The organism is Actinomadura sp. 7K534 (assembly GCF_004348575.1).
Classification (GTDB): Bacteria; Actinomycetota; Actinomycetes; order Streptosporangiales; family Streptosporangiaceae; genus Spirillospora; species Spirillospora livida.
Genome location: NZ_SMKB01000007.1, coordinates 21,520 through 33,155, shown reverse-complemented (window position 1 = coordinate 33,155; position 11,636 = coordinate 21,520). Strand labels below are relative to the sequence as shown.

At 72.1% G+C, this 11,636-nt stretch carries 11 protein-coding genes; 7 read left to right on the top strand and 4 right to left on the bottom strand.

Annotated features, from left to right (window positions below):
* Positions 1–11 precede the first annotated feature (11 nt).
* The 4 genes from E1266_RS02940 to E1266_RS02925 form a co-directional block, all read right to left on the bottom strand.
* Complete coding sequence (locus E1266_RS02940) at positions 12–398, bottom strand: ankyrin repeat domain-containing protein (RefSeq protein WP_132043435.1); 387 nt, start codon at positions 396–398, stop codon at positions 12–14.
* A gap of 114 nt (positions 399–512) precedes the next feature.
* Complete coding sequence (locus E1266_RS02935) at positions 513–1,976, bottom strand: catalase (RefSeq protein WP_132043433.1); 1,464 nt, start codon at positions 1,974–1,976, stop codon at positions 513–515.
* A gap of 164 nt (positions 1,977–2,140) precedes the next feature.
* Complete coding sequence (locus tag E1266_RS02930; RefSeq protein WP_132043431.1) at positions 2,141–2,782, bottom strand: enoyl-CoA hydratase-related protein; 642 nt, start codon at positions 2,780–2,782, stop codon at positions 2,141–2,143.
* A 7-nt stretch (positions 2,783–2,789) separates the two neighbouring features.
* Positions 2,790–3,926, bottom strand: coding sequence for an acyl-CoA dehydrogenase family protein (locus E1266_RS02925; RefSeq protein ID WP_243718193.1), 1,137 nt, complete (start codon positions 3,924–3,926; stop codon positions 2,790–2,792).
* Between the two features lie 474 nt (positions 3,927–4,400).
* On the opposite strand from E1266_RS02925, the gene E1266_RS02920 reads away from it, so the two are divergent.
* The 7 genes from E1266_RS02920 to E1266_RS02890 all read left to right on the top strand — a co-directional run bounded on the left by E1266_RS02920 (position 4,401) and on the right by E1266_RS02890 (position 11,623).
* Complete coding sequence (locus E1266_RS02920; RefSeq protein WP_132043429.1) at positions 4,401–5,558, top strand: ABC transporter substrate-binding protein; 1,158 nt, start codon at positions 4,401–4,403, stop codon at positions 5,556–5,558.
* Positions 5,559–5,633: 75 nt separating this feature from the next.
* Positions 5,634–6,503 (top strand): branched-chain amino acid ABC transporter permease, encoded by an 870-nt coding sequence (locus tag E1266_RS02915; RefSeq protein ID WP_132043427.1) that lies wholly within the window; start codon positions 5,634–5,636, stop codon positions 6,501–6,503.
* Entirely contained in the window at positions 6,496–7,506 is a 1,011-nt protein-coding gene (locus E1266_RS02910) for a branched-chain amino acid ABC transporter permease (protein ID WP_132043425.1), read from the top strand. The genes E1266_RS02915 and E1266_RS02910 overlap by 8 nt, the downstream gene beginning before the upstream one ends.
* Positions 7,503–8,276 (top strand): ABC transporter ATP-binding protein, encoded by a 774-nt coding sequence (locus tag E1266_RS02905; protein ID WP_132043423.1) that lies wholly within the window; start codon positions 7,503–7,505, stop codon positions 8,274–8,276. The genes E1266_RS02910 and E1266_RS02905 overlap by 4 nt, the downstream gene beginning before the upstream one ends.
* Positions 8,276–9,004 (top strand): ABC transporter ATP-binding protein, encoded by a 729-nt coding sequence (locus tag E1266_RS02900; RefSeq protein WP_132043421.1) that lies wholly within the window; start codon positions 8,276–8,278, stop codon positions 9,002–9,004. Before E1266_RS02905 ends, E1266_RS02900 begins: the two co-directional genes overlap by 1 nt.
* A complete protein-coding gene (locus tag E1266_RS02895; RefSeq protein WP_132043419.1) occupies positions 9,004–10,461 on the top strand; it encodes an amidase in 1,458 nt (485 codons plus the stop codon). The genes E1266_RS02900 and E1266_RS02895 overlap by 1 nt, the downstream gene beginning before the upstream one ends.
* Positions 10,451–11,623, top strand: coding sequence for an acyl-CoA dehydrogenase family protein (locus E1266_RS02890; protein WP_132043417.1), 1,173 nt, complete (start codon positions 10,451–10,453; stop codon positions 11,621–11,623). Before E1266_RS02895 ends, E1266_RS02890 begins: the two co-directional genes overlap by 11 nt.
* Positions 11,624–11,636: the final 13 nt, after the last annotated feature.

Genomic DNA, 11,636 nt, shown 5'->3' with positions numbered 1-11,636 from the left:
GGCCGGGCGGCTCAGCCGGCCAGGAGGTGCGCGCGGCCGAACATGGCCGCGGTCTCCCGGGCGGTGGGGGCGCCCGCGTCGAGGTCCGCGCCGGCGTCGCGCAGGACCGTCACAACGTCGTCGGCGCCCTTGAACAGGGCGCCGGCGATGGCGGACTGGTTCCGGGCGTTGCGCACGTCCGGGTCCGCGCCGCGGGCGAGGAGGGCGCGCACCGTCCCGGCATGGCCGTGGTACGACGCGAGCATGAGCAGCGTGTTCCCGTTCGCGTCGGCCACGTCGACCGGAAGCCCGCGGTCGACGAACTCGGCCAGTTGCCCGGCGTCGCCCTCGCGGGCGAGGTCCATGGCGATGGCCACGACGCGCTCGGTCTGCTCGGCCGTCAGTGCGGTGTCGTTCATGGGTTGCTCCTGCTGACCACCTCGTCCCCGGCGTGCGGGCACGCCGGGGACGAGGTGTGTTCAGGTATGCGCGGGATACGCGCGGGTGGACACGGCTCAGCGGACGGACACGGCTCAGAGGTTGCCGGCCGCCAGGGCCTCGATCGCCTTGCGGACGCCCTCGCCGTAGGCGGGGTCGGCCTTGGTGCAGTTGGCGATGTGCCGCTCGATGGTCGCCTGCGAGGCGCCGTCGATCGCGCGGGCGGTGTTCTCGAACAGGACCTGCCGCTGCTCGGGGCTCATGTTCCGGAACAGGATGCCGGGCTGCTCGTAGTAGTTGTCGTCGTCTTCGCGGAAGTTGAACCGGTCGGCGACGGCGCCCACGGCCTGGCTCGGCTCGCGGTAGGCGGGCTGCTCCTGCCAGCGGCCGTAGGAGTTGGGCTCGATGCCCGGGGTGGCGCCGTGGTTGCCGTCGACGCGCATGGCGCCGTCGCGGTGGAAGGAGTTCACCGGGCTCCTCGGCTGGTTCACCGGGATCTGGTGGTGGTTCACGCCGAGGCGGTACCGCTGGGCGTCACCGTAGGAGAACAGCCGGCCCTGCAGCATCTTGTCGGGCGAGAAGCCGATGCCCGGCACCACGTTCGCCGGGGTGAAGGCGGCCTGCTCCACGTCGGCGAAGTAGTTGGCGGGGTTGCGGTTCAGCTCCCACTCGCCGACCTCGATCAGCGGGTAGTCCTTCTTCGACCAGACCTTGGTGAGGTCGAAGGGGTGGTACCGGTAGGTGTCGGCCTCGGCCTCCGGCATGATCTGGACGTACAGCTTCCACTTCGGGAAGTCGCCGCGCTCGATCGCCTCGAACAGGTCGCGCTGGTGGGACTCGCGGTCCTTGCCGATGAGCGCCTCGGCCTCGGCGTCGGTGAGGTTCTTGATGCCCTGCTGGGTGCGGTGGTGGAACTTCACCCAGAACCGCTCGCCCGCGGCGTTGACGAAGCTGTAGGTGTGCGACCCGAAGCCGTGCATGTGCCGGTAGGACGCCGGGATGCCGCGGTCCGACATCACGATCGTGACCTGGTGCAGCGCCTCGGGGAGGTTGGTCCAGAAGTCCCAGTTGTTCTCCGGGTCGCGCATGTTGGTGCGCGGGTCTCGCTTCACCGCGTGGTTGAGGTCGGGGAACTTCAGCGGGTCGCGGAAGAAGAACACCGGGGTGTTGTTGCCGACGAGGTCCCAGTTGCCCTCCTCGGTGTAGAACTTCAGCGAGAAGCCGCGGATGTCGCGCTCGGCGTCGGCCGCGCCGCGCTCGCCGGCGACGGTCGAGAAGCGGGCGAACATCTCGGTCTGCTTGCCGACCTCGGAGAAGATCTTCGCGCCGGAGTAGCGCGTGATGTCGTTGGTGACGGTGAAGGTGCCGAACGCGCCCGACCCCTTCGCGTGCATCCGGCGCTCCGGGATGACCTCGCGGTCGAAGTGGGCGAGCTTCTCCAGGAACCAGACGTCCTGCAGGAGCATCGGGCCGCGCGGGCCCGCGGTCATCGAGTTCTGGTTGTCGGGGACCGGTGCACCGGCGACCGTGGTCAGTGGCTTCTGGTTGTTCTCGGGCAAAGCTCGCTCCTGGTGGGTCGTGCGTCGGCTGCTCGCGACACGGGGGTGTCGCCGCCGACCCGGGCCTCGGACCGGGCGTGCGAACCAGAGGCAGGCGCGGCGAGGGTCGGCACGGCCCAGCTTACCCATTTTCTTGAATGATTCAAGTTATTGAAATGTACGTCTCACCGCCGGCGGGCCTGGAAGTCGGCCACCTCCGACTCGTAGGCCGCGGCGGCCCGCTCTCGCTCGCCCCAGCTGCGGCGGGCCAGGGAGACCAGGTCGGAGGGCTTGGCGAGGAGGGTGCGGGCCGCGTCCTCGGCGGCCCGCGCGAGCTCGTCCGGCGGGCGGACGAGCACGGCGTCCAGGCCCGCCGCGGGAATCCGCTCCGAGGTCAGCAGGGCCCGGCTCGCCATCGCGGGCGGGAGCAGGCGGCTGAGGATGGCGTGGCCGACGGTCACGCCCACGTCCAGCTCGGGGAGCTTCAGCCAGGCGTCCGCGGCGATGAGCGGGATGTCGGCGGCGGCCAGGAGGAGCGCCCCGGCGCCGATCGCCGGGCCCTGGGCCGCGACGACCACCGGGGCCGGGCAGCGCAGGACGGCGGTCAGCGCGGCGGCGCCGACGGTGAGGCCGCCGGCGGTCGCGTCCTCGCCGCGGTCGTGTCCCGCGCTGAAGACGTGCCCGGCGGCGTCGATCAGCAGGCACTCGTCCGGGCGCATGGCGGCGCAGGTCTCGCCGAGCCACCTGTAGGACGCCATGTCGAGGGCGTTGACCGGCGGGCGGTCCAGCGTCGCCCGGACGAGCCGCCCCTCGCGTCGTGTCCGCATCGCGCGCTCAGTAGGAGCGGGGGAGGGACAGGCGCTTGTGCGCGACGTGGTTCAGCAGCATCTCGGAGCTGACCGGGGCGATCCGGAACAGGCGCACCAGGCCGTGCAGGGTGGCCAGCCCGTACTCGCGGGACATGCCGTTGCCGCCGAGGGTCTGCATGGCGGCGTCGAGCGCGTCCGAAGCGGCTTCGGAGGCGGTCAGCTTCGCCATGGCCGCCTCCACCCCGCCGGTCTCGCCGCGGTCGAACGCGCGGGCCGCGGACGCCGTGAGGAGGCGCGACGCGGTGAGCGCCGTCTCGGCGCGGGCGAGCGGGTGGGAGACGGCCTGGTGCGCACCGATGGGAACGCTCCAAACGGTTCGCTCGCGGGCGTAGCCGGCGGCGATGTCGATCGCGTACCTGGCGATGCCGTTCAGCAGGGCGGCGCTGATGATGCGCTCCGGGTTGAGGCCCGCGTAGAGGACGGCCATGCCCGCGTCAGCTCCGACTATCGCGGAGGCGTCCACGCGGACATCGTCGTAGAACACGCTGTACTGGCGCTCAGGAGACAGGATCTCGACCTCGATGGGGCTCTTGGTGAGCCCGGGTGCGTCGGTCGGGACGATGAAGACCTTCAGCTCGTCCTCGACGCGGGCGACGGTGAGGAGGGCGTCGGCGTTGTCGACGTGGGAGACGTAGTACTTCTGGCCTGACAGCACCCACTGGTCGCCCTCGCGGCGCGCGCGCATCCGCAGGTTGTGGGTGTTGGACCCGGCGTCGGGCTCGGTGATGGCGAAGCCGAGGACGCGGGAGCCGTCCGCCAGGCCCGGCAGCCACTCGGCCTTCTGCCCGGGCGTGCCGAAGCCGTCGATCATGGTCGCGCAGACCGCGGGGGAGAGCGCGACGAGCATGAGCGGCAGCCCCGCCTCGGCGATCGCCTCCGCGACCACGGCCAGGGACTCGACACCCGCGCCCGCCCCGCCGTGCTCCTCCGAGATGCCGGCGCCGAGGGCGCCGATGCCGCCGAGGGCGCGCCAGAGGTCGCGTGCGTTGTCCCCCGCGTCCGACGAGCGGACGTAGTACTCGTGCCCGAAATCGCGGCAGATCCGGAGGACGGTTTCGCGCAGCTCGTCCAGCTCCGCGGGGGTCTCGGGTGTCGGCCGCACGCTGGCCTCCTCGTTCGTGGTCTGACTTGATCGATTCACCCTGTACAGAGCCGGAATCCGATGTCCGGCTTGTTACTCAGGTGTAAAAGACTGATGTATTACACTCTAGTTCACGCCCGACCTTCGGTCGAGCCAGCCGCCGGACCCCGCCCCCCGATCCGGGGCACGGGCCGGCGGCCCCGCGGAGGAGCATCTCGGAACAGCCGCCGAGATTCCTTGTGAGCAGGGCCTTCCCGGCCTGCGATCCATGCCGGAAGGCCCTGCCGAGCAGGGCGCGGGAGGTGTCACCGCACCCCGCCGCACCTCCTCCGCGCACCGGCCTGAGCGACCCTCTCCCGTCCGGACCAGCGAGAACAGCTTCATCGGGGACTTGTCCTGACACGACCCCATCCTGCAAACTCTGACGTATTCACTCCCTGGTTCGGGTGGGGGGTGCCTGCATCGCCCGACCAAGGCGATCATCGAGGAGACACCATGAGAGTAGCCATGCGTCGCCATGCGGCCATCGCGGTGATGACCGCACTGGCCGTTTCCGTGACGGCCTGCGGGTCGTCCGGCTCAGATACATCTGACGCTTCGGGCGACACGTACACCATCGGCTTCCTGAACTCGATGACCGGCGCCGTCAGCGCGGTCGGTCAGCAGGAGCAGCGCGGCCTCCAGGTCGCCGTCGACGAGATCAACGCGGCCGGCGGCGTCAAGGGCCGCAAGATCAAGGTGAAGACCGAGGACGACCAGGGCTCGGTGAACCTGACCACGGCCGGGTTCAAGAAGCTCGCCACCGACGAGAAGGTCCCGGTCGTGATCGGCCCCGGCATCACCGCCAACGCCATGGCGTCGGCGCCGCTCGCCGAGCAGTACGGCGTCACGCAGGTCCTGCTGGTCGCCCAGCCGCACATCGCCAACGGCAAGAAGCACGTCTACGGGGTGCCGCTGCCCGGCAAGGCCAACTCCCAGGCGATGGTCGAGTACGCCAAGTCGCAGAACGCCGAGACCGCGGCGATCATCTGGGGCAACACGCCGTACGGCCAGGAGGGCAACAAGGACATCACCGCCTTCGCGAAGGACGCGGGCATCGAGATCGTCAGCTCCGAGGGCTTCGACACCGGCAAGTTCGACTTCACCTCGCAGGCCAGCAAGTCGGCCGCGAAGAAGCCAGACGCGGTCTTCCTGTACGGCGGCGGCGGCTCCGCCGACTCCCTGCTGCTGAAGGCCATGGTGGACACGGGCTACGACGGCAAGATCATCGGTGACCTGGCCTACTCCACCCCGACCGTCCCGGACACCGCGGGCGCGGCCGCCGACCGGGTCGTCTCGCTGACCCCGGTCAACTACGGCGAGCCCGACGCCGAGACCAAGAAGTTCCTCGACGCCTACAAGGCGAAGTACAACGAGGGCGCCTCGGTGCTGAGCGCGTACGCGTACGTGGCGATGAAGATGGTCGCCGCGGGCATCGAGAAGGCCGACGCGTTCGAGGGCAAGGCGCTCGCCGAGGCGATCCAGTCGCTGAACTTCGAGAGCATCATCGGCAAGCTCGCGTACACCGACGAGTACCACGGCGGCCCGAACGCCGACGCGTTCAAGCCGGTCACCTTCAAGGACGGCGAGTTCACCGTCCCCGACCAGGGCTGATTTCGGCAGCCAGCAGCATGACGGCGGCCGGCCGGCACCCCGGCCGGCCGCCGTCCGGCCCAAAGGAACCCGCCCGTGCGCTTCATCGACCTTCTCATCTCCGGTCTCACGCTCGGCGCGATCTACGCGCTGGTCGCCCTGGGCTTCCACCTCGTCTACAAGATGACGGGGGTCATCGACTTCGCCCAGGGCGACAAGGTGATCATCGGCGGCCTGATCGGCTTGACGCTGGTCAACCAGGGACTGTCCACGATCATGGTGGTCGCGCTGATCGTGCTCACCGTGGGGCTCGTCCTCGGCATCGCCTATGACGCCCTGGTGATCCTGCCGACGCAGGGCAACGGCCCGATCGCGGCGATCGCCGCGACCGTCGGGATCATGCTGGTGTTCGCCAACGGCGGCCAGCTCATCTGGGGCCCGGACGGCAAGCCGTTCCCGGCCGTCGCCCGCGGCGTGCTCGAGATCGGCGGGGTGCGGATCGGCTACCAGAGCCTGGTGATCTGGGCGGTGGTGGTCGTCGTCGGCATCGTCCTCGCGCTGGGCCTCGGACGGACCCGCACCGGGCGGGGCATGGTCGCCGCGGCGACCGACCCGCTCGCCGCCACCGCGGTCGGCATCAACGTCTCGCGGATGCGGGCCATCGCGTTCGCGCTGGCGTTCGGCCTGGCCGCACTGGCCGGCGTGCTGGTCGCGCCGATCACCCTGGCCGGCGGGGCGCTCGGCACGATGCTCACGCTGAAGGGCTTCACCGGCGCGGTGCTCGGCGGCCTCAGCAGCACCCGCGGCGTCCTCGCGGGCGCGGTGCTGCTCGGCGTGATCGAGAGCGAGCTGTCGCTGATGCTGCCGAACAACCTCGTCGACCCGATCGTGCTGATCGCACTGATCATCATCCTGCTAGTGATGCCGAACGGCCTGTTCGGCCTGAGGAGGCAGCGCCTTGCCTGACAGAGCCTTCGCCCTCCGGGCCGGGCGGCACCTGGGCCCGACCCTGCTGACCGCCGTGCTCGTCATCGGCTACGCGTTCGTCATGCCGAGCGCGACCGACCTGGCCCTCGGCGTGAACATCGGCGTCGCGGCCATCGCCGCGGTCGGCCTGACCCTCACCATCGGCGGCGCCGGACAGCTCGCGCTCGGCCAGGCGGGGTTCATGGCCATCGGCGCGTACGGGACCGCCTACCTCATGCGCGACCGGGAGATGGCCTTCCTGCCCGCGCTGCTCACCGGCGTCGTGCTGGCGGTCGTCATCGGCGTGCTGGTCGGCTACGTCGCGCTGCGGCTGCGCGGCCACTACCTCGCGATGGCGACGCTCGCGGTGGGCACCGCCATCCACGGGTTCCTGATGCGGCCGGGCCCGCTCGGCGGCGTGAACGGGTACGCGCCGATCCCGTTCCCGGAGATCTTCGGGTACAAGTTCCTGGACCCGCGCGACCAGTACCTCCTCGTCGCGGTCGTGCTGGTCCTGGTGCTGCTCGGGTCGCGGTGGCTGCTGTCGGCCCGGATGGGCCGGGAGCTGGCCGCGGTCCGCGACGACGAGGTCGCCGCGCAGTCGGTCGGGGTGAACATCACCGCCCGCAAGGTGCAGATCTTCGCGATCTCGGCGGGGATCGGCGCGGTCGCGGGCGGCGTCAACGCCCCGCTGCAGACCGCCATCGACCCGTCGCTGTTCTCCGCGGCGATCTCCATCCAGCTGTTCGTGATGGTGATCCTCGGCGGGCTCGGCAGCATCTACGGCGCGGTGGCCGGCGCGGCGCTGGTGACCTGGCTGATCTCGGCCGTGCCGGGCCAGGGCTCCTGGGCGCTGACCGTGCTCGGAATCATCGTGATCGTGTTCATGGCCACGCTGCCGGACGGGTTCGCGGGCGTGCACCGGATCGGCCGCGGCCTGCTGACCAGGTTCACCCGTCGCGGGCCCGGGGCCGGCGCGACTGTCACGGAGGTGTCGAAGTGAGGACACCGGGGACCGCGGAGGCGCGCGGCGTCACGCGCCGGTTCGGCGGGCTCACGGCCGTCTCGGACGTGAGCTTCACCGTCGCCAAGGGCGAGATCCACGGGATCATCGGCCCGAACGGCGCCGGGAAGACGACGCTGCTGAACGTGCTGAGCGGGCTGCAGCGTCCGTCCGGCGGCTCGGTGCTCATCGGCGGCGAGGACGTCACGCGCTGGCCGAGCCACCGGCTGGTGACGCGGGCGCGGCTGGTCCGGACGTTCCAGACCGTCCGGCTGTTCTCCAGCATGTCGGTCCGGGAGAACCTGATGATCGCGGCCCGCGCCACGACCGCCCCGGCGCAGGCCAGGGAGCGGGTCGAGGAGGTGCTCGGCCGGCTGGCGCTGGACGGGCTCGCGAACGAGCCGGGCGCGGCGCTGTCCTACGGGCTGCAGCGGCGGGTCGAGCTCGCCCGGGTGATGGTGGCCGACCCGGCGGTGGTCCTGCTGGACGAGCCCGCCGCCGGGCTCAGCCCGCAGGAGCGCGGCGACCTCGCGGACATGCTGCGCGAGATGCGCGACTCGGGGGTCACGGTGATCCTCGTCGAGCACCACATGGACCTCGTGCACGCGGTCTGCGAGAACTGCACGGTGCTCGACTTCGGGAAGGTCATCGCCCGCGGCACGCCGGACGAGGTCACCCGGGACCCCGCCGTCCTGGAGGCGTACCTGGGCGGCCGGCACCACCGGGCGACGGACGTCGACGCCCCCGTTCCCACGGCCGAGGAGGACTGATGTCACAGGCGCGGAACAGTCCGCTGCTCGAACTGCGCGGCGTCGTCTACCGGTACGGGGCGATCAGCGCGCTGAAGGGCGTGGACCTGCACGTGGACCGCGGCGAGGCCGTCTGCGTCATCGGACCGAACGGCGCGGGCAAGACGACCCTCGCGCGGCTGGCGGGCGGTCTTTACCGCCCGGCCGGCGGCACGGTCCGGGTGAACGGCGAACCCCTGGCCAAGCAGGCGCACGAGTCGGTCGCGCGGGGCATCGGCAGCGTCCTTGAGGGCCGGCACCTTTTCGTGGAGCAGACCGTCCAGACGAACCTGGAGCTCGGCTGCTACCACGGCAAGGTGTCCAAGGCGGTGGTCGAGGAGCGCCTGGAGAAGGTCATGGACCTGTTCCCGGTGCTGCGCAAGCGCGCCGGGCAGCAGACGTCGACGATGTCCGGCGGGGAGCAGCAGATGGTCGCCGTCGGCCGCGCGCTGATGGCCGAGCCGGAGATCCTCATCCTGGACGAGCCGTCCATGGGCCTCTCCCCCAAGATCACCGGTGAGGTGTTCGACGCGCTCGCGGCCCTCCGCAAGGACGGGCTGTCGATCCTGCTCATCGAGCAGAACGCGCCGCTCGCCTTCGAGCTCGCCGACCGCGGCTACCTGCTGCGCCAGGGCGAGGTCGTGGTCGAGGGGAGCATCGAGGAGCTGACCAACGACGAGGTGGTCCGGTCGGCTTATCTGGGGGCCTGATGGGTTCGGGGACCGGGGCTCCCCTCTCGGGCGGCCCCCTCCACGCCGACCTTGAGCGGCTCTACGGCATCGCGCTGGAGGAGGCGGGCCTGCCGGGCGCGCTCTTCCAGGGCGACCCGGCGGGCGGCACCTCGTCGCCCCTCCCCGCCGGGCGGGCCTGGCCGGCCTCCGACCCGGTCGAGCAGGTCGAGCGGGCGCTGGAGCGGATCGCCGCCACCGACGGGGAGATCCGGGCCTGGGCCCTCGTGGACGCCGAAGGCGCCCGCGCCGAGGCGGAGCGCAACGGCGGCCGCGGGCCGCTGCGGGGCCTCCCGGTCGGGGTGAAGGACCTCATCGACGTGGCCGGGCTGCCGACCACCGCCGGGTCCCGCCACCTGGGCGGCCCCAGGCGGCGCGTCCCGGCCGCCGACGCCGGCTGCGTCGCGCGGCTCCGCGCCGCCGGGGCCGTGGTCGTCGGCAAGACCACCACGCACGAGTACGCGTTCGGCGGCACCACGCCGCCGACCCGCAACCCGCACGACACCGCGCGGATCCCGGGCGGCTCGTCCGGCGGGTCGGCGGCGGCCGTCGCCGCCGGGCACGTGCGGCTCGCCCTCGGCAGCGACACCGGCGGATCGGTGCGGATCCCGTCGGCCTACTGCGGCACGGCCGGGTTCGTCCCGTCCCCCGGGCGGCTGCCCGGCGACGGCGTGCTGCCGCTCGCCTGGTCGCTGGACCGGGTCGGCCTGATCACCGCGACGGCCGGCGACCTCGCGCTGTCGGCGTACGCCCTGGGGATCATCCCCCCGCCGGGCGGCGCGGCCCGTCCCGCCGGGTTCGAGGGCCTGCGGATCGGCGTGCCGGCGGGCACGCTGGACGAGCCCATCGACCCCTGCATCGGCGCGGCCTTCGAGCGGGCGCTGGCCACCGTCCGCGACCTCGGCGGCGAGGTCGTCGACGTGGAGATCCCGCACGGCTGGGCCGGCGTCACCGCGGGCATGACGATCATCCTCGGCGAGTGCCTCGACTACCACCGCGAGCGGCGCGGACCCGGCGGTGACGAGCTGTTCGGCGCCGACGTGCGCGCCATGCTCGACCTCGCGGAGGAGGTCCCCGCCGGTGCCTACGTGCGGGCGCAGCGGGTGCGGCACCTGCTGCGCGGCGAGGCGCTCGCGGCGCTGGCCGGCGTCGACCTGCTCGCCACGCCCACGATGCCCTGCGTCGCGCCCCGGGCGGACGCCGTCGCCGACGGGATGGTTCCGGTCGGCGGAACGGAGGTGACCATGGCCGCCGCGCATCTGCGGTACAACATCCTGGCGAACCTGGCCGCGCTCCCATGCGGGACGCAGCCCCTCGGCACCGACCGGGACGGCCTCCCGATCGGCCTGCAGTGGGTCGCCGCTCCAGGCCGTGACGAGACGCTGATCAGTGCGATGACGACGTTCGCGCAGAGCACGGGCCGGACCCATGTCCGCTAGCAACCGTGTCATCGACTCCCTGCGGCTCGATGACACGTTCCTCGACGAAGAGCACCGCGCGCTGCGCGGCGTCCTGCGCCGGTTCGTGCAGGACTACATCGTCCCGCGCGCACCCGGATGGGAGTCGGAGCTGCGGGTCCCGGACGAGGTGTTCACGGAGCTCGGCGCGCTGGGCTTCCTCGGGCTGTCGTTCCCGGCCGGGCACGGCGGGGGCGGCGCGGGGACGCGCGGCGCGGTCGTCCTCAACGAGGAGCTGGGACGCTCCACGTTCGGCGGCGTGGCCACCTCGATCTCCGTCCACACCGACTACTCCGCGCTCCACCTGTCCCGCGCGGGCGACGACGAGCAGCGGCGCCGGTTCCTGCCCGACATCCTGTCCGGCCGGAAGATCTGCGCGCTCGCCGTCACCGAGCCCGACGCGAGCTCCGACCTGACCCGGCTCGCCGTCCGCGCGCGCCGGGACGGGGACTCCTACGTCCTCGACGGCCGCAAGACGTTCATCACGAACGCGAACATCGCCGGCCTGTTCTTCGTCGTCGCCCGGACCGGCGAGCCGGGACGGCACGGGCTCTCCCTGTTCGTCGTGGAACGCGGCACGCCCGGCCTGAGCAACGGGCGGACGTTCGAGAAGACCGGCTGGCGCTCGTCCGACACCGGTGAGCTGGTGTTCGACGGCTGCCGCATCCCCGCGCGCAACCGGCTGGGCGAGGAGGGGGAGGGGTTCCGCTGGATGATGCGGGGCCTCGACCACGAGCGGATCGGCCTGGCCGCGCAGGCCGTCGGCCTGGGCGAGGCCGCCCTCGCCGAGACCGCCGCCTGGCTGCACACGCGGCCCGCCTACGGCGCGACGCTCTGGGACCTCCAGGCCCTCCGGCACGAGATGGCCCGGCTGACGGCGCGCCTCGCCTCGGCCAAGACCCTGCTCTACCACACGGCCGCGCTCGCGGACTCCGGCCAGGACCCCCGCACGCACGCGGCGGTGCTGAAGTCCTCGGTGCCGGAGGTCGTCAACGAGCTGGCGTACAAGTGCGTCCAGTTCAACGGCGGCAACGGCTTCGTCGCGGGCTCGGCGGTCGAGCGCATCGCCCGGGACGCCCGCTTCCTCGCCATCGGCGGCGGGTCGACCGAGGTCATGCTCGACGAGATCGCCCGGCTGCTATGACGCCGCCGCCCGC

Coding starts and splice junctions, on each gene's coding strand:
- E1266_RS02940 (WP_132043435.1), bottom strand. CDS start 398: ATGAACGACACCGCACTGACGGCCGAGCAGACCGAGCGCGTCGTGGCC.
- E1266_RS02930 (WP_132043431.1), bottom strand. CDS start 2,782: ATGCGGACACGACGCGAGGGGCGGCTCGTCCGGGCGACGCTGGACCGC.
- E1266_RS02920 (WP_132043429.1), top strand. CDS start 4,401: ATGAGAGTAGCCATGCGTCGCCATGCGGCCATCGCGGTGATGACCGCA.
- E1266_RS02900 (WP_132043421.1), top strand. CDS start 8,276: ATGTCACAGGCGCGGAACAGTCCGCTGCTCGAACTGCGCGGCGTCGTC.
- E1266_RS02895 (WP_132043419.1), top strand. CDS start 9,004: ATGGGTTCGGGGACCGGGGCTCCCCTCTCGGGCGGCCCCCTCCACGCC.
- E1266_RS02890 (WP_132043417.1), top strand. CDS start 10,451: ATGTCCGCTAGCAACCGTGTCATCGACTCCCTGCGGCTCGATGACACG.